Below are 22,781 nucleotides of genomic sequence, written 5' to 3' on the forward strand. Positions count from 1 at the left end.
TCAAAGATACTTTCTAATCATGTAAATCCTTTTCAATTTCCCAACATCCAAACCGCTGCATGCTAAATAAAACCGGATCCGCACTCGCTTCCTCCCTTTGTTTTAAACCTAGCATGTGGCAGGAACAGGCACTGACCGCTTCTACGCACGGCCAGTTGCTCTCGCCCATCTCAAAAAAGAAAGTTTTTTTATGTTTGGTTTTTCAATTCGTATTTATCGATACTTCTTCCTCTTCAATAAACTTTTTAATTTTTCTCGTTGCTGCAGACTGACTAATTTTTAGCGCTTCCGCTACTTTATAGCTTGACCCGTGTACTTTATACGCCTTCAAAATAATACTGCGCTCTACTTCTTCTAACATTTCATACAAACTTTTCCCCGATTGCTCAATTGTCGACTTTTGCATAGATAACGGTAAATCCTCCATTGTAACAAGCTCATCTGCAGTAATGACAACACGTTCCATTACATTTTCTATTTCTCGGTTGTTTCCTTCCCAAGGATATTCTAAAAATGCATGTAACACATGCGGGGATAATGTCACACTGCGTCCATACTTCTCGTTAAAATGATGCAAGTAATAATAAACGAGCGGTAAAATGTCTTCCTGCCTCTCACGTAAAGGAGGAATATAAATTGGAATAACATTAAGGCGATAGTATAAATCTTTTCGAAACGTTCCCTGTTTCACCATCTCTTGCAAATTTCTATTCGTTGCAGCTACAATGCGAACGTCTACTTTTTTTAATTCTCTGCCCCCCACCAAGCGAAACGTTTTTTCCTGTAATACTTGTAAAAGTTTCGCCTGAATTTCAAGAGGCATTTCTCCAATTTCATCTAAAAAGAGCGTTCCTTTATGAGCCAGTTCTAAAATTCCTTTTTTCCCTTCACGATGCGCACCTGTAAAAGAACCGCCTGCATATCCAAATAATTCGGATTCAATTAAATTCATTGGCAAAGCCGCACAATTGATTTCATAAAACATTTCGTTTTTCCGATGACTCAGTTCATGTAAATGGCGTACTAATCGACTTTTTCCAACTCCAGTCTCTCCTAAAACAAGAACTGTACTATCGACTACAGATACCTTTTTTATTGTTTCAACTATTCTCTCCATAGCTGCACTTTTAAAAATAAGTCCTTCATGTTCATATGTTTCTCGTAATTCTTTTTTATACGTTTTTAATTGATCGGTCATTGTCTCTACCTTTTGGCGCAATTGATAGAGCTCTGTTAAATCACGCGAGTAGCTAATAACCCTTCGTAAATTGCTCTGATCATCAAAAACTGGCCGTGTGCGAACATGTAAATATTCTCCCGATTTTGTTGTTTGTACAAGTTCAATCGGCTTCTGTTTTTCAATCACTTCAAGAGTTGCTGACGGATAAAAAATCCCTTCCTTTTGCAGCTCTTTTACACTCTTACCAATTAATTGTTCCGCCGGTAACTGGTAATGTCTTTCACACATGCTGTTTACACGAACGACAATCCCTTTCTCATCTGTTACAAAAATTTCATCAAAAGCGTATTCAAATACATCTTTTAAATCCATAAACGCTCGTTCCTTTTCCGCCACCATCCCAGTCACTCCCTGAGGTTTAAATATTTTAAAAGTTTCATAACCCTGTTTTGAAATACCGCAGAGTTTACCTTTTAATAGGCATAATATGCAAACACGTCCAATTTATATAATGCTTTCATATCATTATATAACAGGGAGCATGGGAACAGTGGCAAACAAGTTTTTAAAATATAGATTTAATACAGCTTCTATGCACGGCCGCCATATTAAAGGTTTTATCATTTTCCCAACACATAAGCCACGGCCTCGCAGAATACAACATGACCGCTACTTGCTTCCTCCTTTTGTTTTAAACCTGGCATGTGGCAGAAAAGGGACCTGACCGCTTCTATGCGCGGCCAGTCGCTCTCACCCCTCTAAAAAAGGAGGTTTTTACGCCAATATATATACAGCTTACACGTGCGCTTTATCTACTTTTCCATAACAAGATTGCAGCGACTCTTCTAAAATCATCAGCCCTTCTTCAAGTTGCTCATCCGTAATCACAAGCGGCATTAGTACGCGAACGACATTTCCGTACGTACCTGCCGTTAATAGCAGCAAACCTCTTTTATTTGCTTCTGCAGTAAGATTTGCAGCTAGTTCTTTATTCGGTTCTTTCGTCATTTTGTCTTTCACTAATTCAAAGGCACACATCGCTCCTAATCCGCGAACATCACCAATGCATTCATATTTTCCAGCCATTTGATGAAAACGATCCATCACTACTTTTCCAATCTGCACAGCTCTTTCATTTAAATTTTCTTTCTCCATTACTTCAAGAACAGCTAATGCAGCACTGCATCCTAATGGACTTCCGGCATACGTTCCGCCTAGTTCACCAGGTGCAGCCTCATTCATTACTTCTTTCCGGCCAATTACACCGCTAATTGGCACGCCTGCCCCTAGCGATTTCGATACAGTAATTAAATCCGGTACGACATCGTAATGGTCAATCGCAAAGTATTTCCCCGTACGGCCAAATCCTGTTTGAATTTCATCAGCAACGAACAAAATACCATGTTCAGCACATAAACGGTGTACTTCTTTCACAAACTTTTTACCTGGAACAATAAAGCCGCCTTCTCCTTGTACAGGCTCCATCACAACAGCAGCAATACTTTCTGGTGCTACTTCTGTGATTAAGAAATTTTTAAACTCTTCAATAATGAAATCTTCATATTGCTCTTCTGTTAATCCCGCTGGGCGACGATATTCGTAAGGAAATGGAGCTTTATACACTTCTGGTGCAAATGGACCAAATCCGTTTTTATATGGCTTTACTTTACTTGTCATTGTCATCGTCATTAACGTGCGGCCATGAAACCCTTTTGTAAAGGCTATAATCCCTGTTCGTTTCGTATACTTACGAGCAATTTTCACTGCATTTTCAACCGCTTCAGCTCCGCTATTTAAAAACAAAACTTGCTTATCAAATTCACCCGGTGCTAATGCAGCTAGCTTTTCTGCCAATTCAATATACGACTCATACATCATTACGTTAAAACCTGTATGGATATATTGATCGATTTGCTTATGAAGAGCTTCTGTAACGGTCGGGTGACAATGTCCGACGTTAATTGTACCGATTGCCCCCGCAAAGTCGATAAATTGATTCCCATCCACATCTGTCACAAGTGCTCCTTGAGCCGATTGCACAAATGTTTGAATTCCATTGCTTACTCCTCTTGGTACAATATTTTGACGGCGTTCAAATAATGAAGCTGCTTTTGAACCCGGAATATTTTGATTAACTTTAGCAAAATTTGTTCTCATGATATTCTCCACCTCTTTTAGTCATTTGCTTTTTATAATGCAAAATTTGTGCCAACTTACAAATGTACGATTCTCTTATGTTTCCGTGCATCTTGATACAAAAATAAGTCCTTGAAGACTCATTCCGAGTCTTCAAGGACTTGTCTAAAAGATTTCTCTATATAAATCGCTGCTACGCCTGGCCAGTTGCTCTTGCTCCTCTAAAAAAGGCAGTTTTTATGTCAATTTTTTTACTTATATATAAACCCATTTTGATTTTCCAACATTCAAATCACTGCAATGCAAAACACAACATGATCTACTCTCGCTTTCTCCTTTTGTTTTAAACATGGCACGTGGCAAGAAAAGGCACTGACCGCTTCTATACATGACCAGCTGCTCTCGACCACTCAAAAAAGAAAGGTTTTTTATATCGGTTTTTCAATTTGTATTTATATAACTAGTAATTTTCCATCCTTCACAAAAAAACTACCTTTTACAAGGTAGCTTCTTGTTGCTCTGGAACAAATAATTCCAAACAGTGATACACATTTTCAAACTCCATCGGTGCATCACCGCCGTATTCACCGTCTAAATTAATCATTAATTTTTCTGTTGAATGTACTTTAATTCGATTTGCTTGTGTATATAACACTTTTGGATTATTGATATGCTCACCGCGCTGCGCTTGTGTCGCTGCTTTAATTAAGTCCGCAATCGATCCTTTTTTTAATATTAACAAATCAAACAAACCATCATTAATAGATGCATACGGCGCTACTTTTTCAAAGCCGCCGACTGATCGTGTATTTGTAATTAAAAACATTGTAATTTCTTCTTGCAGTAATTTTCCATCATATTCAATTTCTACATATGTCGGATGTAAGGATGGTAACATTTCAATACCTTTTAAATAATACGCAAGCTGTCCAAGTACAGTTTTTAACTTACTTGGCACTTCATATGTTAATTCAGTTATGCGGCCACCGCCTGCAATATTAATAAAGTATGTATCATTTGCTCTTCCAAGATCGAGAGGTACCGTTTGACCAGCACAAATGATATCAACAGCTTCTTCAATTGTACGAGGTACACCAATCGCCCTAGCAAAGTCATTTGTTGTTCCAACTGGAATAATTCCAAACTTTGGACGATATTCATTTCCAACTAACCCATTCACAACTTCATTCAATGTACCGTCGCCACCTGCTGCAATAACAACATCAAACTTACGATCTGCCGCTTGCCTCGCTGCCACAGTTGCATCTCCAGGACCTGTTGTCGCATGACATGACGTTTCATACCCTGCTTGTTCTAATTTTCGCAGTACTTCCGGTAAGTTTTTCTTAAACAACTCACGACCAGAAGTTGGATTATAAATAATTCTTGCTCGTTTCATATAACATTAGCACAGGAAAACCCTCATTCATCAAAAAAGGGAAAGGAATAGCCGCTAAACACTTACTTAGCATTCCTATGCATACCCTCCTTCCATTTTTCACTCTCACTAAGCCCTATAACTTCATTTTTCACATTAAGGAACTATTTATTTCATCTGATGAAAAAATTCTCTCTAAATTTAGATTTATCATTATTACAAGTTTTTTGCAACCATCTTACCATACTTAACATGACAGCATTTTGCTTATATTTGTCAGTTAATCAAACGTTTGTTTAAACGAAATACCATTTAAACAAACGTTTGATTAACCCAGAAAAACACCCATATATGGATGTTTTTCTGATTAATCGTTGTTGTTACTGTCTAGCTCCAGTGGCTAGAACAGTCAGTCGTTTCGCCTCCTCCGACGAAGCAAAAAGCACTTCTCTGTCGAAAGCTCCAACGCCTTCCCGTTCTAATCGAGCCACCTCTGCCTTTCGTTATATATATCCACTCTAATTTTTCAAAATCCAAGTTGCTGGTATGTAAAACAAAAAGTGATATGCTACCTCTCTTTGTTTTAACATTGCCTGTGGCAGAAAAGGGCCCTGACCGCTCTAAACATGGCCAGCCGCTCTCGCCTAGCTAAAAAAAGTGGTTTTTATGTTGTTTTTTCAATTTGGATTTATATATCTAGCTCCGCTTTTCTTTATTATCGCTTGTTAATCTCTTCAAGTAAGATTTTATTAACAAGCGGCGGATTTGCTTGTCCTTTTGTTGCCTTCATGATTTGACCAACTAAGAAGCCAATTGCACGGTCTTTACCGTTTTTGAAATCTTCAATAGATTGTTCGTTATTATCAAGAATTTCTGTTACGACTTTGCGAAGCGCTCCTTCGTCAGAAATTTGAACAAGACCTTTAGCTTTTACGATTTCTTCTGGGTCTCCACCTTTTTCAATTAATTCGTTAAATACTTTTTTCGCAATTTTAGACGAAATTGTACCTTTTTCAATTAATTGAATCATTTTAGATAAACCAGCTGGTGTTAATGCTACGTCTTGTAATTCTTTTTGTTGTTTGTTTAAGTATGCTAATACTTCACCCATTAACCAGTTTGATGTTAATTTCGCGTCTGCACCGTCTGCAACTGTTGCTTCAAAGAAATCAGACATCTCTTTCGTTAATGTTAATACGTGTGCATCATAAGCTGGTAAGCCAAGCTCTTCAACATAACGTACTTTACGAGCATCTGGAAGCTCAGGAATAGAAGCACGAACGTGCTCTTTCCACTCATCGTCGATGTAAAGTTCGACTAAATCTGGCTCTGGGAAGTAACGATAATCGTCAGATCCTTCTTTTACACGCATTAAGATCGTTTTCTTCGTCGCTTCATCATAGCGGCGTGTTTCTTGTTGAATGATACCACCAGATAATAGCTCTTTTTCTTGACGCACTTGTTCAAACTCAAGACCTTTTTGAACATAAGTGAAAGAGTTTAAGTTTTTCAGTTCTGCTTTTGTACCGAACTTTTCTTGTCCAACTGGACGAAGGGAAATGTTCGCATCACAACGAAGTGAACCCTCTTCCATCTTACAATCAGATACGCCTGTATATTGAATGATTGATTTTAATTTTTCTAAGTATGCATACGCTTCTTCTGGTGTACGCATATCTGGCTCAGATACGATCTCGATTAACGGCATACCTTGACGGTTGTAATCAACTAATGAGTAGCCTTCGCTTGTATGCGTTGATTTACCTGCATCTTCTTCTAAATGAAGACGTGTAATACCGATGCGTTTCTTTTTGCCGTCTACTTCAATTTCAATCCAACCATTTTCCCCAATTGGTTTATCATATTGAGAAATTTGGTACGCTTTCGGGTTATCTGGATAGAAATAGTTTTTACGGTCAAATTTTGTTTCCGTTGCGATTTCACAGTTTAATGCCATTGCAGCTTTCATTGCAAAGTTAACTGCTTCTTTATTTAGAGTTGGAAGCACCCCAGGATATCCTAAGTCAATTACACTTGTTTGTGTATTTGGATCCGCTCCGAATTCTGTTGGACTCGCAGAGAAAATTTTCGAATTCGTTTTTAACTCAACGTGAACCTCTAAACCGATAATTGTTTCAAAATTCATCTATGCTCGCCTCCTTACAGACTTGCTTTTTTTGTATGATAATCTGTTGCTTGCTCAAACGCATGTGCAACGCGATAAATTGTTGCTTCATCGAAGTGTTTACCGATAATTTGCAGTCCAAGCGGCATGTTATTTGCACCGAATCCACATGGAACAGAAATTGCTGGAACACCTGCTAAGTTTACTGGAATTGTTAAAATATCATTTGCATACATTGTCATCGGATCATCGATTTTTTCGCCCACTTTAAACGCTGGAGTTGGCGTTGTTGGTCCAATAATAACATCATAGTTCGCAAATACATTTTCAAAATCATTTTTAATTAGTGTACGTACTTGTTGTGCTTTTTTGTAATATGCATCATAGTAACCAGAGCTAAGTGCAAATGTACCAAGCATAATACGACGTTTTACTTCGTCACCGAAGCCTTCGCTACGCGTATTCTTATAAAGGTCTATTAAATTATTCACATTATCAGAACGAACGCCGTAACGTACGCCGTCAAAGCGTGAAAGGTTTGCAGACGCTTCAGAAGAAGAGATTAAGTAATACGTTGCTAATGCATATTTAGAGTGTGGAAGCGAAACTTCTTCCCAAGTTGCGCCCATGCCTTCTAACACTTTTAAAGCCGCTAGTACAGACTCACGAGCCTCTTCGCCAACACCTTCACCTAAATATTCTTTTGGTACACCGATGCGTAAACCTTTTACATCGCCAGTTAAACCAGCTAAGTAATTTCCAACTTCAATGTTTGCAGAAGTTGTATCCATACGGTCTACACCAGAAATAGCTTGTAGTAAGTATGCATTGTCTTCTACTGTACGCGTAATCGGTCCGATTTGGTCAAGAGAAGATGCAAACGCTACTAAACCGAAGCGAGATACACGACCATATGTTGGTTTTAAACCAACAACGCCGCAATATGCAGCTGGTTGACGGATCGAACCACCTGTATCAGAACCTAAAGAGAATAATACTTCTCCTGCCGCTACTGCTGCTGCAGAACCACCGCTAGATCCACCTGGAACATAATCTAAATTCCATGGATTCTTTGTTGCATAAAAACCAGAGTTTTCGTTAGAAGAACCCATCGCAAACTCGTCCATGTTTAATTTACCGATTGTAATTGTGTCAGCAGCGTTTAGCTTTTGCACAACTGTTGCATCATAAATTGGGTCAAAGTTTGCTAAAATTTTGCTCGCACATGTTGTACGAAGACCTTTTGTTACGATGTTATCTTTCACACCGATTGGCATACCAAATAGTAAACCATTATCTTCAGCGCCTAACTTCGCATCGAGTTCTTTCGCTTTTGCACGTGCATTTTCTTCATCTAATGTAAGAAAAGCTTGTACGTTACCTTCAACATCCGCAATACGTTTGTAAGATTCTTCCACTAAATCCGTAACGGAAATTTCTTTGCTATGTAATTTTTTATGTAACTCTGATACAGAATGATCAAATAATGACATCGAAATTCCCCTCCTCTATTCTAATACTGCTGGAACACGGATTTGATTCTCTTTGTGATCCGGTGCATTTTTTAATACTTCTTCAACTGGTAAACCTTTTTCAGGTACGTCTTCACGCATAATATTTTTCATATCTAGTACGTGAGTTGTTGGTTTTACGTTTGTTGTATCTAATTCATTTAACTGCTCTGCAAATGTAACAATTGCATCGAGTTGTTTTTGAAATTTTTCTGCTTCTTGATCTGTAATCGCAAGACGTGCTAAATGGGCAACGTGCTTTACATTCTCAACGGAAATTCTTGACACGGCTAGGCCACCTCCATAATATATCGTACAATCTACAATACTATTGATGATACCAAATTTTCAGTAGTTCAAGCAAGTGAGCACATAAGACTTACAGCATTTTTACATAAAAAAAGAAAGGCTTTTGCCTTCCTTATCATTTTATTACTTTTCAATTGGTTCTTTCTTTGGAAGGTGTGCATTATCTTCCTCATTATCACGAATTGTTTTTTGCAGTACAAAACTAGACATTGTTAAAAATAATGTACCAATTAAATAATAGCCTTTTACACTAAGTGGTTCCTCTAACGTATAAATACCAATTAACATACCAGAAAGCGCACAAACGAAAGATGTCCATGCTAAAAACGTGAACGCTTGGGTGTTTCTCTTTCTCATTATTATCCTCCTTATCATTGCTCAATTCACCATTGAATAGGGAACTATTATCCATATTATGCAGGAATATGTAAAATAACCTATCTTTTGTATTACTCTAGCATATATATAGTTCTTTATAAAGAATAAAATAGATTTAGTCTGAAAAATCGAAAAATATTTGACATTTATTACAATTGAACATAGAATGAAAATATATTACGAACTTCGAAATATACGGGAGTGGAAATTTTTGCTGCAATACGAACATTTTTTAGACTTACTGCTTGATAACGCCAAGAAGCTTTTCTATCCAGAAGAATGGGTAAGCCTTGATTTATCACTTTCAAAAACGGAAGTATTTTGTCTACTATGGATGGAGCGAAATACAGACATTACGATGAGTAAAATTGCGGAACTTCTCGATATTCCAATGAGTACAACAACAGGTGTAGTCAATCGTCTCGTAAAAAAGGAATATATTGAGCGCTACCGAAGTGAAAGTGATCGTCGCATTGTATTGATTCGTTTAACGGAAACTGGTATAAGGCTTGTAGAAGAAGTAAAACAAAATGCTGCTTATTACTTTAACCTTGTAACAGAAGCACTATCAGAAGAAGAAAAAGCATTTTTACTGCAGATCTTCCAAAAAATCATAAATCATATTGCTACATCACAACAAAAAACAGAAGAAAAGCTTACTTCACCTAAAATGAAAAACATTCCGATCGAATAAAGTGAAACTTTAATCAGTGGGGCTTTTACGGGCAGTTTATCTCCCACTTAGCTTTTGTGCACCGCCAAACTCTGAGGCGAAGATATTACTGCCCGTTAATGCGGGATAAAACCCTTTATGGGTTTTTTATTCAAACATATATTTCGACTCTCGTAATATTCGATTATCGAAACAAAGGGGATATGATGATGAGAATTATTTTATACACAGGTAAAGGTGGCGTAGGAAAAACAAGTATTTCAGCAGCAACAGCAATGCAAAGTGCAAAGCAAGGATTAAAAACGTTAGTCATGAGCACAGACCCTGCACATAGCTTAGGAGATTCCTTTGGTATGAAACTTTCATCAGAACCGCAAGAAATTTGTGAAAACCTATGGGCGCAAGAAATTAATACAATCTATGAAATGGAAAAGGGTTGGGGGAAACTGCAAAAATATATTACCTTGCTATTTACATCAAAAGCGGCTGACGATATTACTACAGAGGAACTTACGATGTTCCCAGGTATGGAAGATTTAATTAGTTTACTGCGTGTATTAGACTACTATAAACAAAAAACGTACGATGTCATCATTATTGATTGTGCCCCAACCGGTGAAACGTTAGCGATGTTAAGCTTCCCTGATATGCTCGGCTGGTGGATGGAAAAACTGTTCCCAATTAAGCGGAAAGTATTAAACGTAGTGCGCCCTGTTGCTCAGCCGCTTTTAGGAATCCCACTCCCTACCGATGATGTCATGGGAGAGTTAACAAATACACTAGAGCAACTTGGCGAAATGAGAGATATTTTATCCAACCGAGAAATAACAAGCATTCGCGTTGTTGTAAATCCAGAAAAAATGGTTATTAAAGAGGCACAGCGCAGCTTCACATATTTAAACTTATATGACTACAATGTTGATGCTATCATGATTAATCGCGTCATTCCTGATACTGTAACAGATTCGTATTTTCAAGCATGGAAAGATGCTCAAAAGAAATATAAAGCATTAATTCAGGATAGTTTTCAGCCGCTCCCTATTTACGAGGCACCTATGTTTGAACAAGAAGTAGTGGGCTTATCTATGCTAGAGCGTGTTGGCGATGCTTTATTTAAAAATGATCCGGATCCAACTGCGGTAAAATTCAACGGCCGGACGCAGTATGTCACAAAAAACGGAGATGAATATACCTTTGTTCTTTCGATCCCATTCTCTGATAAAAGTGAACTCTCTTTAAATCAGAAAGGTGACGAACTTATTATTCGCGCCGGTTCCGTAAAACGAAACATTACATTACCAAAAACATTAACGCATTTATCCATTCAAGGTGCAAAATTTGAAGGTGATGTCCTCAACATTCGATTTGGAGGTGTCATTCATGCATGAAGATTTACTACACAAAATGATTCGGACGAAAATTGAGATTGGAGCGTATATGATAAACGAATTACCTGCCCCGCTTCAGCAGCGAGCAAAAGGGGTATTAAACATATTTCAAGAAGAACTCACTTCTTATATACAGGAACAGAAACAGCCTGCAGAAACCTCTTTAAAGCCTATAACAATTGAATGATTATATAAGAAGAGACCAGGAAATGTCCTAGTCTCTTCTACTTAAAACTTCTTAGCTTTAATTTTATGAGAAATTAAGAATGTATCCATATTAAGACTTCCATTATTCAACTAAAAAAAGGCATATTTTTTTTAAAAAATAATGTATTATCCTCACAACACACAATAATTATTTAATAAAGTGAAACTTTAATCAGTGGGGGTTTTCTTCATTCCCCACTGATTATTAGTTGAACCAATCGGGCGCATGCCAGCAGTTTATCTCCCACCTAACTTCTTTGCTTTCGCTGAATTTTGAGGTGGGAGATAAACTGCCCACGAATAGCGGGATAAAACAGATTAGACAAAGGAGGGTTTTCTATTGAAAGAATTGGTTATTTTATTTTTATTTGCTATTACATTGCATAATTTAGAAGAAGCAGTATGGTTACCAACGTGGTCAAATCACGCCTCAAAATTCCATAAACCTATAGGGAAAAACGAATTTTATTTTGCAGTTATTGTTATTACTTCATTGGCTTACCTTTCAACTTTTTATTATCTATCCTTCCCCAATTCAAGTCTGGCTAAATATATTCTTATTGGCTTCATGGGTTCAATGATTATTAATGCTATTTTTCCTCATTTACTTGCAAGCATTGTGTTAAAAAGATATGCACCAGGACTTTTAACTGGTATGTTATTGAATATTCCTATTAATAGTTTCATTCTTTATCATTTTTTTAAAAACAACGAATTAACTTTTAGAGAGTTATTTTTATCCACACTTATAGTAGCAGGAGTATTAGCAATTTTAATTCCCATTTTATTTAAAACAGGAAAATTTGTTTCTAAACAGGTTTATTAAAAACTAAACTGAAATAAATTAATTTTAATTTAGTGTAAATTTCTTCATCTTACATTTTTTTAAAGGAAAACTCTCTAAAGTAATGGAATAATTAAATGAATATAAAATTAAAAACTGGAGGCTGCAACTGAAATGAAAATTGCTCTTTTACTCGTTGACATCCAAAATGATTATTTTCCAAATGGAAAGATGGAACTGCGAAACGCCGATGAAGCAAGCGAATATGCAAAGCGCATACTTCAACATTTCCGTGAAACAAATCAGCCTATTTTTCATATTCAACATGTTTCCGTACAGGAAAATGCAACGTTCTTTCTTCCGAATACAGAAGGCGTACATATCCATGAAAGTGTTCGTCCTTTTCAACAGGAAACGGTCATACTTAAGCATTTTCCTAATAGTTTTCGAGAGACACCGCTATTACAAGAATTACAAAATTTACAAATTGAACAAGTCGTTGTATGCGGCATGATGACCCATATGTGCATTGATGCTACAGTACGAGCTGCCTTTGATTTTGGCTTTACATGTACAGTAGTGCATGACGCGTGTGCAACGAAAGATTTAATCTTTAAAAATGTTTCGATTCCCGCTGTATATATTCACAACACCATTCTCGCTTCCTTAAATGACGTATACGCTGAGGTAATTAGCCAGGCGGAATTTTTACAACGTGAGCAATCCCTTCAAACTTAACAAAAGAGGTTATTTCACTTTTTCGTGAAATGTATCCAAAAAGAAACACCGCTTTCAGCGAGCAAACTGAAAGCGGTGTCTTCTTGTCTAATCATAGATTTTCCTTCAAATTGTATTATACAGGAAATTTATAAAATTTATACAAGGAAATATGACGAATGGGGCAAATTTTCTAGTAATTTTGTGTGTTTTTATTTAAACTAAGCACAAAAAACCAAAATAAGGTAAACTGATAACAAAGGAGGTACAACTAATGAAAATTCCAATTCAGCGAAATCCACTGCTTTCTCTACTTATTATTGCATTATGCCCAATACCTTTTATTCTCTTTTTTGCAAAAGAAGCTGATGCAGGCTCTATTATAATAGGTGTCATCATAGTACCTGTTATCGGTATGCTTCTATGGGCACTATTTCATTCTTATCACGAGATTACAAGCACACATCTCGTTGCTATATTTGGTTTCATCAAAATTATGATTCCGCTCCATGAAATAACTAGCATCAGATACACTTACAACTTACTTTCTGCACCTGCCTGGACATTTAAGCGCGCAGAAATTACTTATAGCAATTATAATATGGCTCTTATATCGTTACCAAAGGACCCCGATTTATTTATGAGAACAATGCAAGAGAAATGTCCTCTTCTAAACAAGAATAGGATCTGACCTAGAAGCCTTTTAAGGTTAGTTTCTTTCTGCGCACGCATGTCGAATGCTGCCGAACGGTCTTTATCCCGCATTAACGGGCAGTACAGGTTGTGGAAGCATGGAGAAGAAGACTGCCCGTAAAAGCCCGATTGGAGGGGCTTTCCAGCAGTGAGAAAGTCGTCACTGATGGAAGTTTCACTTTATATTGTGTCAAATCGCCGATATATTTTAAAAATCGCTGGTATCATGTCATTTTTCCATTTTATATTTACTAATAATTAAAGACCTTCTCGGTTACGAGAAGGTCTTTCTTATACTTCTTATAGAGTTTCAGAAGTGGTTTTTGCTTGCATGTGAAGTGCTAAGTAGTCAGGGCCACCTGCTTTAGAGTCTGTACCAGACATGTTAAAGCCACCAAATGGTTGGTAACCTACGATTGCACCAGTACATCCACGGTTGAAGTATAAGTTACCAACGTGGAAGTCTTCACGTGCTTTTTCGATATGTTCACGATTATTAGAAATAACAGCTCCTGTTAAACCGTATTCTGTATTGTTCGCAATTGCAAGTGCATGATCAAAGTCTTTTGCTTTGCAGAATGCTACAACTGGTCCGAAGATTTCTTCTTTCATAAGGCGAGCATCTTCAGCAACGTCAGCGATGATTGTTGGTTTGATGAACCAGCCTTTAGAATCATCACCTTCGCCACCTGCTACAAGTTTACCTTCTTCTTTACCAATCGCAACATAGCTCATTACTTTATCAAATGCAGCTTGGTCGTTAACAGGTCCCATATTTGTGCCTTGTTCCGCTGGGTTTCCTACTGTTAATTCATTTGTTAATTCAATTGCACGGTTTAATACGTGATCGTATACATCTTCATGGATTACTGCGCGAGAACATGCAGAACATTTTTGTCCTGAGAATCCAAATGCAGATGCAACGATAGATTTTGCCGCTAATTCAAGATCTGCTTCTTTATCAACAACAATTGTATCTTTACCGCCCATTTCAGCGATAACGCGTTTTAACCAAATTTGTCCTGGATTTACTTTTGCTGCGCGTTCGTAAATACGAATACCCACATCGCGTGATCCAGTGAAACTGATGAAGCGTGTACGAGGATGATCTACTAAGTAGTCACCAACTTCAGAGCCGCTACCAGGAATGAAGTTTACTACGCCCGCTGGTAAGCCAGCTTCTTCTAATACTTCCATAAACTTCGCTGCTACTACAGGTGTTGTACTAGCTGGTTTTAATAATACAGTGTTACCAGACACTAATGCAGCTGTTGTCATACCTGCCATAATTGCAAATGGGAAGTTCCAAGGAGAAATGATAACACCTACTCCTAATGGAATATAAGAAAAACGATTATATTCAATTGGACGGCTTTCTACTGGAATGCCATCTTTTAATTTTAACATTTGACGACCATAATACTCCATGAAGTCAATTGCTTCTGCTGTATCAGCATCTGCCTCATTCCATGGCTTACCTGCTTCTTTTACAAGAATTGCGGAAAACTCATGTTTTCTGCGGCGAACGATTGCAGCTGCGCGGAATAAAATGTCTGCGCGCATTTCTGGTTTCGTTTTTCTCCAAGTTTGGAATGTTTCATCCGCTACTTGCATTGCTTTCTCTGCTAATTCACGACTTGCTTTTGAAACGTGGCCAACGACTTCTTCTTTATTTGCTGGGTTTACAGAAACAATTTTATCGTCTGTAGTGATCTTTTCTCCCCCAATAATTAATGGATAGTCTTGTCCAAGATAAGATTCTACTTTCTTTAAACCTTCTTCAAACGCAACTTTATTTGCCTCTACTGTAAAATCTGTAAATGGCTCATGTTTGTATGCTACTACCATTATTTTAGCCTCCCCTTAGAAAAAAACGTTTACATAAATACAATATTATTCTACACGATAATTCCGATTTGTTCAAATATTCTTAGACTTACATTTTTAAAATTAAATAATTTTTCGAATATAATAAATAAAAAAACAACATGATGCATATGCATCATGTTATGAAATATGAATGTATTCCCAGAAATTTTTACCAATTAATAAAATTGTTACTACCAAAAATAAAATCCGTATATACCCTACGCCCTTTTGAACAGCAAATCTCGAACCGAAATATGCACCTGCAATCATTGATAGACCCATAATTAAACCATATTTAAATTGAATTGCTCCTAAAAATAAAAATGTAATCAGCGATACAATATTGCTAACAAAATTTAAAATCCGACCAGCGGCAGCCGCACGGATAAAATCCAAACCAATTAATAAAAATGCAAAAATTAAAAATGAACCTGTACCTGGTCCAAAAAAACCATCATAAAATCCAATAATCAAAATGACTAAATAGAATAAAAATGTTTTTCCCTTCGTCATTTTTTTATAAGTAGATACACTACCCCAATCTTTTTTTACAATAATATAAATAGCAATTAACACAAGTAAAACTAATATAAGAGGACGCAAAACATCCGGTGGAATGAATTTTACAACAAATGCACCTGCAATTGCCCCAACAATTGTGAACGGAATAAGTTTTCCTACAATGCGAAAGTCTACTTTTTTAGAACGAATAAAATATATTGTACTCGTAAATGAACCCATTGTTGCCGCCAATTTATTTGTTGCGATTGCCGAAGCAGGAGGTAAACCTACAAACATAAGTGCCGGAAGCGAAATTAAACCGCCACCTCCAACAACAGAGTCGATAAATGATGCTAAAAAACCGAAAGCAATGAGTAGTATAATGACTTGCAAACTTAAATCTTCCATCTGTACTTTCCCTCGATCCCCTTGTATATTAACAACATTAAAAATTATAACAAAATTTTTACTATATAAATATAAATTAAAAAACATAAAACCCCCTTTCTTTTTAAATGAACGAGAGCATCTGACCATGCATAGAAGCGGTCAGAGCCTTTTCCTGCCACGTGCAATACGAAGACAAGAAGAGAAAGCAAGTACATGCCACTTTTTATTCTGTATAGAGCAGTAACTTACATACAAAAAAGCCGTTCCTCATAAAAGGAACGACTTTTCTTAATCTAACACTTGAACAAACGGCTTATCTTGTTTCACGTCACGAATAATGATTGCTTCTGGACGTTCTACAGATTTAATTGTAACTTGCACTTTAATATAATTAGGGAAATCCATAACAGCTCCAGCTATATATTGTGTAAATCCAATGACTTCTGCCTTTCCACTAAACTGAACTGGAATTTCAAGTTTCAATTCTTTTAATTGACCATCTTTATAGAATCCTCTACCCACAACTGCAGTATAATCACCTGTAAAATACTGCGCTATTTTCGCATTGAAGTTCTTTACACTTGTTGCATCATCACGATAGTCTCTTTCTGCTTCATTAGAAGGGAATAAATAATATTTTTCGTCTAGTGCTTTCCAATCGTCTACTTTATCGTTACCTTTATCAACTATTGTATACGATAAAAAGGATCCTGGTACAAGTGAAGATTTCGCTTCCTGTCTGTAGATCGCAAAAGTAATTGGAACATTTTTTAATTCATCTTTCTTGCGCAGAATTGGTAAGATTTCTTGCGCCATTTTTTTCCCTTCTTCTAGCAATGTTTTATCATCAATTTTTTGTTCACGCGGATAACCATGTTGTTCTGTGTAATAATGAACAGAATTCATCGCAAGGCCGATAACAACTCCACCTAACTCTACTTGGTTCTCATCTTTTATTTTTAAGTAATCCTGTTCTAAAATTTGCGATAAATACATTGGACTCTTTTCATTTCTCGCTTCTAATGTTTCTGGCTCTCCTGGTGGTAACTCTGGATTTAAACCATTCGGCAACCTCTTCTTCAACGCCTTTTCTAAATTACTTTGCTGCTCAGATGAACGTTTTCTCCCGATTAATGCTTGTATCGTATCTTTATCTAAATACTTTCCGCCTTGAAATATATAATCTTTCGTACTAAATGATTCTTTTGCAATGCGCATTAACCCTGTTTCAAATTCATCAACATCTAAACGGCTATTTAATCCTTGCACAGCTAACCCGCGTGCCGATCCTTTTTCAAATGGAACTGCCGTTTTATAATAATCATCGGAAATCGAGTATTTCGAAATAATTGATTTATCTTTCGAATTCCCTGATTTTTCTACAATTTTTTCTTCTTTTTTTAACCCCATACTACATCCACTAAGAAGTAATCCAAGGCTTAACGCTGCTAATATAACTTTTTTCATGGTAACTTTGCACCTCTTAATTATTGAGCTCTTGTAAGAACCTCTCTTCATCCCAAACCTCAACGTTATGTTTTTGTGCTTGTGCTAACTTAGAGCCAGCAGCTTCTCCTGCAATGACTAAGTCTGTACTTTTGCTTACACTGCCTGTGACTTTCCCGCCAAGCGCTTCAATTTTCTTTTTCGCTTCACTTCGGCCCATCACTTCTAGCTTTCCTGTTAACACAACTGTTTTTCCTGCAAAATAAGACTCAATGTTTTCTAAGTCCGCTCGTTTTATCCCTTTATAAGTCATATTTACGCCATATGACTTAAATTGTTGTAATAACTCTTGTACATCTTCATTATCAAAATACGTAACGATAGATTGCGCCATTTTTTCGCCAATCTCATTAATAGTTGTCAACTCTTCTTCTGAAGCTTTCACTATGTTATCCATCGTTTCATAATGTTCCGCTAATGTACGAGCAGCCTTTGCCCCAACATGGCGAATACCAAGGCCGAACAGTAATCGCTCTAACGAATTGTCTTTTGAAGTTTCAATCGCTTGTACGAGATTTGAAGCGGATTTTTCTCCAAAACGTTCTAGTTGTAATAACTGTTCTTTCGTTAATGTATAAAGATCTGCAAATGTACGAATATAATCCGCATCAAATAACTGCGTAATTACCCGTTCGCCTAGTCCGTCAATATTCATCGCATTACGTGATACAAAGTGAATTAATCCTTCTCGAATTTGTGCCGGGCATGCTGGATTGATACAGCGAAGCGCAACTTCTTCTTCCAAACGAACGAGTTCACTCTCACATGCCGGGCAATGCGTTGGCATACGAAACTCTTCTTCTTCACCTGTGCGGCGGTCTACAATCACATTTACAACTTCAGGAATGATGTCTCCAGCCTTCTTTACAACAACATAGTCGCCAATACGAATATCTTTTTCACGAATTAAATCTTCGTTGTGTAAGGAAGCACGGCGGACAATCGTTCCTGCCACGCGTACTGGCTCTAACTCAGCAGTTGGGGTTACAACACCTGTACGTCCAACGCTTAGTTCAATACCCGTCAATTTTGTAACAACTTCTTCAGCTGGGAATTTATATGCAATAGCCCATCTTGGACTTTTTGCTGTAGTTCCTAAGCTTTCTTGAAAGGATATATCATCTACTTTAATAACGATACCATCAATTTCATAATCAAGATGTGGACGTTTTTCTTGCCACTCTTGCACGTAATGAATGACCTCATCAATTGTTTCGCAAACTCGGCGATTCGGGTTTGTTTTAAATCCAAGCTCTCCTAAAAGGTTTAACGATTCACTATGCGATGTAATCGTCTTTCCTTCTAAATTCGTAAGTCCATATACGAATAAAGATAAATTGCGCTTTGCTGCAATTTTTGGATCTAATTGACGCAATGAACCCGCAGCTGCATTTCGCGGGTTCGCAAAAACAGCTTCTCCGTTCTGTTCTTTTTCTTCATTTAATTTCACAAATGAACGTTTCGGCATGTACGCTTCTCCGCGCGCTTCTAGCGTCATTTCTTCTGTTAAACGCAGCGGAATCGCTTTAATCGTTTTTAAATTTTGCGTAATATCCTCACCCGTTATACCATCACCACGAGTTGCTCCTTGAACGAAGCGTCCTTTTTCATAATGAAGGGAAACCGCCAGTCCGTCAATTTTTAATTCGCACACATATCTTACATTTTGATCGTCAATTCCTTGACGTACCTTGCGATCAAAATCACGTAAATCACCTTCATTAAAAGCATTTCCTAAACTTAACATCGGTGATTTATGTGTTACTTTCTCAAAAATATCAAGAATCTCTCCGCCAACACGGACAGTTGGAGAGTCTTCTGTAAAAAATTCCGGATGTTCTGTTTCTAATTTAATTAACTCTTGCATATGACGATCATACTCTGCATCTGATACAGAAGGCTGATCTAGCACGTGATACTCATAATTAAGCTTATTTAAAATGCCACGAAGCTCTTCAATACGCTTTTGTACTGCTTCTTTCGACATGACCTCATTCCTTTCTTACACTTTCGTCACTGGGGCAAATTTTGCCATTAATCGTTTAATGCCAATTGGACTTGGGAACGCAATGTCTAATTCTTTCCCATCTCCTTCGCCTTTCACACTTACAACAGTGCCAATCCCCCATTTTTGATGTGATGCTTTATCACCAACTGACCAGCCAATTTGCTCACCGCCTGTTGTTTTCGCAGCCGGCCGAACAAAAGCTGAACGGGAACGAACTGTTGTTGTAGTTACAGGCTTAGACTTTGCACCAAAAGTTTCACGCTTTGGTTTTACTTCATGAAGCGTTTCAATAAGATCTTCAGGAATTTCCGAGATGAAACGAGATTCTTTATTCATGCTTGTTCTACCAAATATCGTTCGCATTTGGGCATTCGTTACGTACAGTTCTTCTTCGGCACGTGTAATCCCAACGTATGCTAAGCGGCGTTCTTCTTGCATTTCATCTTCTTCCATTAAAGAACGAGTATGCGGGAAAATCCCTTCTTCTAATCCTAAAATGAAGACAACAGGGAATTCTAATCCTTTTGCAGAGTGCATCGTCATTAAAATGACTTCTTCACCAGCAGTTGGATCTTCATCTACACGATCAATATCAGCAACAAGTGCTAAATCTGTTAAGAACGCAACAAGACTCTTATCTTCACTTTGTGATTCAAACGTTTGTGTAACAGATAAAAACTCATCTAAGTTTTCTAAACGTCCCTCTGATTCTAACGTACGTTCATTCTTCAGCGCATCACGGTAACCTGTTTTTTCTAATACTTCTTCTACAAGTTCTGTTACCGATAAATATTCTTGCATGTTTACCCAATTATGAAGCTGCTTTGCAAATTCTGCTACTGTCTTCGCAATTTTGGCACTTACACCGACATGCTCAATTTCATCTAATACAGCTGTCAATGAAAGACCATTTTGCACGCCATAATTAATGATCTTATCAATAGATGTTGCTCCAACACCACGTTTTGGCACATTAATAATACGTGCAAAGCTAATTTCATCATCTGGGTTTGCAATTAAACGTAAATACGCCAGCATATCTTTAATCTCTTTACGGTCATAGAACTTAATGCCGCCAACAATTTTGTATGGAATATTTGATTTTAAGAAAATCTCCTCGACCATACGAGACTGGGCGTTCGTACGATACAGTACTGCAAAGTCTGTATACTTTCGATTTCCCATTTGAATTTCATCACGAATTTTTTTCGCAACAAAATATGCTTCATCTTTTTCAGTTGCAGCGCGGTAATACGAAATTTTACTTCCTACTTGATTATCCGTCCATAACTTTTTCGGTTTACGATTTGTATTATTTTCAATAACCGCATTTGCTGCATTTAAAATACTTTGCGTTGAGCGATAGTTTTGTTCTAATAAAATAACTTGTGCATTGTTATAATCTTTTTCAAATGACAAGATGTTCGAAATATCAGCTCCGCGCCAACGATAAATCGATTGATCTGAGTCACCAACTACACAAAGATTTTTAAAACGTGCCGCCAATTGATTAACAAGAATATACTGAGCACGGTTCGTATCCTGATACTCATCAACGTGAATATATTGGAATTTACGTTGATAAAACTCCAGTACTTCTGGCACCCGTTCAAATAATTGAATCGTCGTCATAATTAAATCATCAAAATCAAGTGCACTATTTTTAAGAAGACGCTTTTGGTATTCTGTATACACATCGCTCGTCAACTTTTCGTATGGATCTGCAATTGAGATTTTTTTTGCATATTTTTCTGAAGATAACAATTCATTTTTCGCATTGCTAATTCCCGCAAGAATAGAACGCGGTTCAAATTTCTTCGGATCAATATTGCGCTCTTTCATAATTTTTTTCACAACTGTTAATTGATCACTTGCATCTAAAATCGTAAAGTTACGATTAATACCAATGCGATCAATATCTCGTCGTAAAATGCGCACACACATAGAATGGAATGTTGAAATCCAAATATCCTCTGCCTCTGGCCCAACGAGTTTATCAATACGCTCACGCATTTCACGCGCCGCTTTATTTGTAAACGTAATCGCAAGTACATTCCACGGTGCAACACCTTTTTCGCCAAGTAAATAAGCAATGCGGTGCGTTAACACACGCGTCTTACCACTACCTGCTCCCGCCATAAGTAACAATGGTCCAGACGTTGCTTGGACAGCCTTTTGTTGCTGCGGATTTAATCCTGTTAATAATTTTTCTGTTATACTCATGTATTCGGCCACCTACTTTCCTTTTACAGCTTGTACTGTTGCTAAAGCTTTCTTTATATCTTCATAAATTAAATTTCCAACGACAACTGTATCCGCATATTGCGCCATTTCTTTCGCTTGGTCTGCATTTGCAATCCCGCCGCCATAATATAATGTTGCACTCTGCAGCTCAGCTTTCACTTTTCTTACAAGTTCCGCATCTCCATATGTGCCGCTGTATTCTAAATAGAAAATTGGTAAATGGAGAAGTTTATCTGCCATACGTGCATATGCAATCACATCGTCTTCTGATAGTTCACAATTTGCTTCCGTTAACTTTGCTACTTTCGCTTCTGGATTTAACACACAATATCCTTGCATGAAAATTTCATCCCAGTTCATAATATCTCCATATTCTTTCAATGCCGCATGATGAAGACCTGTTACCCAGTCTACCTTTTGACTGTTTAATACACTTGGGATGTAATAAAAATCGAATCCTGGTGTAATCGAATCCAGCGTTGAAACTTCTAATACACAAGGAACCGCATATCTACGAATGCTTACTAGCATGTGTAATACATTATCAATTGTGATCCCGTCACTTCCGCCAACAATAACAGCATCCGTTCCCGATTCACAAATAAGCTCTAAATGTTCATCGCTTAACTCCTTATTCGGATCAAGCTTAAATACATGTTTCCACTGTGAAATATCGTACATGAAAACACCCTTTCTTTTCTCTAATCGTCTTTACGCATTCTTTCATTATAACAAAAAATGAGCTGCTGACACACGTTCCATGCAACATCTTTTTCTACGTCAA

19 protein-coding genes are annotated in these 22,781 nt (G+C 37.3%); 6 read left to right on the forward strand and 13 right to left on the reverse strand.

The window, feature by feature from the left end; genetic code table 11:
- Positions 1 to 202: 202 nt before the first annotated feature.
- The 7 genes from WAZ07_RS14010 to WAZ07_RS14040 form a co-directional block, all read right to left on the reverse strand.
- On the reverse strand, positions 203 to 1,579 hold the full coding sequence (locus WAZ07_RS14010; RefSeq protein WP_336472942.1) for a sigma-54 interaction domain-containing protein: 1,377 nt from the start codon (positions 1,577 to 1,579) through the stop codon (positions 203 to 205).
- Between the two features lie 396 nt (positions 1,580 to 1,975).
- Positions 1,976 to 3,337, reverse strand: a complete 1,362-nt coding sequence (gene gabT / locus WAZ07_RS14015) for a 4-aminobutyrate--2-oxoglutarate transaminase (RefSeq protein ID WP_336472943.1) — start codon at positions 3,335 to 3,337, stop codon at positions 1,976 to 1,978.
- A 475-nt stretch (positions 3,338 to 3,812) separates the two neighbouring features.
- A complete protein-coding gene (locus WAZ07_RS14020; RefSeq protein ID WP_090917462.1) occupies positions 3,813 to 4,715 on the reverse strand; it encodes a diacylglycerol kinase in 903 nt (300 codons plus the stop codon).
- Positions 4,716 to 5,409: 694 nt separating this feature from the next.
- Positions 5,410 to 6,840: an Asp-tRNA(Asn)/Glu-tRNA(Gln) amidotransferase subunit GatB gene (gene gatB / locus WAZ07_RS14025; RefSeq protein ID WP_336472944.1), complete on the reverse strand. Its 1,431-nt coding sequence runs from the start codon at positions 6,838 to 6,840 to the stop codon at positions 5,410 to 5,412.
- A 14-nt stretch (positions 6,841 to 6,854) separates the two neighbouring features.
- The gene (gene gatA / locus WAZ07_RS14030; RefSeq protein WP_336472945.1) at positions 6,855 to 8,312 is read right to left on the reverse strand and encodes an Asp-tRNA(Asn)/Glu-tRNA(Gln) amidotransferase subunit GatA; all 1,458 of its coding nucleotides are present in this window, start codon (positions 8,310 to 8,312) and stop codon (positions 6,855 to 6,857) included.
- Positions 8,313 to 8,327: 15 nt separating this feature from the next.
- Positions 8,328 to 8,618, reverse strand: a complete 291-nt coding sequence (gene gatC / locus WAZ07_RS14035; protein ID WP_020062440.1) for an Asp-tRNA(Asn)/Glu-tRNA(Gln) amidotransferase subunit GatC — start codon at positions 8,616 to 8,618, stop codon at positions 8,328 to 8,330.
- 144 nt (positions 8,619 to 8,762) lie between these two features.
- Positions 8,763 to 8,996 carry a YiaA/YiaB family inner membrane protein gene (locus tag WAZ07_RS14040; protein WP_336472946.1) on the reverse strand — a complete coding sequence of 78 codons (234 nt, stop codon included), beginning with the start codon at positions 8,994 to 8,996 and terminating at the stop codon, positions 8,763 to 8,765.
- A gap of 232 nt (positions 8,997 to 9,228) precedes the next feature.
- On the opposite strand from WAZ07_RS14040, the gene WAZ07_RS14045 reads away from it, so the two are divergent.
- From WAZ07_RS14045 to WAZ07_RS14070, 6 genes are all read left to right on the forward strand, one after another.
- The gene (locus WAZ07_RS14045) at positions 9,229 to 9,711 is read left to right on the forward strand and encodes a MarR family winged helix-turn-helix transcriptional regulator (protein WP_336472947.1); all 483 of its coding nucleotides are present in this window, start codon (positions 9,229 to 9,231) and stop codon (positions 9,709 to 9,711) included.
- Between the two features lie 185 nt (positions 9,712 to 9,896).
- Positions 9,897 to 11,078: an ArsA family ATPase gene (locus tag WAZ07_RS14050; RefSeq protein ID WP_336472981.1), complete on the forward strand. Its 1,182-nt coding sequence runs from the start codon at positions 9,897 to 9,899 to the stop codon at positions 11,076 to 11,078.
- On the forward strand, positions 11,071 to 11,265 hold the full coding sequence (locus WAZ07_RS14055; RefSeq protein ID WP_090917451.1) for a DUF3926 domain-containing protein: 195 nt from the start codon (positions 11,071 to 11,073) through the stop codon (positions 11,263 to 11,265). The genes WAZ07_RS14050 and WAZ07_RS14055 overlap by 8 nt, the downstream gene beginning before the upstream one ends.
- 360 nt (positions 11,266 to 11,625) lie before the next feature.
- Complete coding sequence (locus WAZ07_RS14060; protein WP_336472948.1) at positions 11,626 to 12,111, forward strand: HXXEE domain-containing protein; 486 nt, start codon at positions 11,626 to 11,628, stop codon at positions 12,109 to 12,111.
- A gap of 132 nt (positions 12,112 to 12,243) precedes the next feature.
- Complete coding sequence (locus tag WAZ07_RS14065) at positions 12,244 to 12,807, forward strand: cysteine hydrolase family protein (RefSeq protein ID WP_090917447.1); 564 nt, start codon at positions 12,244 to 12,246, stop codon at positions 12,805 to 12,807.
- Between the two features lie 253 nt (positions 12,808 to 13,060).
- The gene (locus tag WAZ07_RS14070) at positions 13,061 to 13,477 is read left to right on the forward strand and encodes a PH domain-containing protein (protein WP_336472949.1); all 417 of its coding nucleotides are present in this window, start codon (positions 13,061 to 13,063) and stop codon (positions 13,475 to 13,477) included.
- A 302-nt stretch (positions 13,478 to 13,779) separates the two neighbouring features.
- Here WAZ07_RS14070 and pruA read toward each other — a convergent pair whose 3' ends face one another.
- The 6 genes from pruA to pcrB all read right to left on the reverse strand — a co-directional run bounded on the left by pruA (position 13,780) and on the right by pcrB (position 22,678).
- A complete protein-coding gene (gene pruA, locus WAZ07_RS14075; RefSeq protein WP_336472950.1) occupies positions 13,780 to 15,327 on the reverse strand; it encodes an L-glutamate gamma-semialdehyde dehydrogenase in 1,548 nt (515 codons plus the stop codon).
- A gap of 159 nt (positions 15,328 to 15,486) precedes the next feature.
- Positions 15,487 to 16,257: a TSUP family transporter gene (locus tag WAZ07_RS14080; protein WP_336472982.1), complete on the reverse strand. Its 771-nt coding sequence runs from the start codon at positions 16,255 to 16,257 to the stop codon at positions 15,487 to 15,489.
- A gap of 270 nt (positions 16,258 to 16,527) precedes the next feature.
- The gene (locus WAZ07_RS14085) at positions 16,528 to 17,706 is read right to left on the reverse strand and encodes a CamS family sex pheromone protein (protein ID WP_336472951.1); all 1,179 of its coding nucleotides are present in this window, start codon (positions 17,704 to 17,706) and stop codon (positions 16,528 to 16,530) included.
- A gap of 16 nt (positions 17,707 to 17,722) precedes the next feature.
- Entirely contained in the window at positions 17,723 to 19,732 is a 2,010-nt protein-coding gene (gene ligA / locus WAZ07_RS14090; protein ID WP_336472952.1) for an NAD-dependent DNA ligase LigA, read from the reverse strand.
- A 15-nt stretch (positions 19,733 to 19,747) separates the two neighbouring features.
- The gene (gene pcrA / locus WAZ07_RS14095) at positions 19,748 to 21,988 is read right to left on the reverse strand and encodes a DNA helicase PcrA (protein ID WP_336472953.1); all 2,241 of its coding nucleotides are present in this window, start codon (positions 21,986 to 21,988) and stop codon (positions 19,748 to 19,750) included.
- Positions 21,989 to 22,678 carry a heptaprenylglyceryl phosphate synthase gene (gene pcrB / locus WAZ07_RS14100; protein ID WP_336472954.1) on the reverse strand — a complete coding sequence of 230 codons (690 nt, stop codon included), beginning with the start codon at positions 22,676 to 22,678 and terminating at the stop codon, positions 21,989 to 21,991.
- Positions 22,679 to 22,781: the final 103 nt, after the last annotated feature.

Origin of the sequence: Bacillus bruguierae (assembly GCF_037104725.1) — a bacterium.
Taxonomy (GTDB): Bacteria; Bacillota; Bacilli; order Bacillales; family Bacillaceae_G; genus Bacillus_A; species Bacillus_A bruguierae.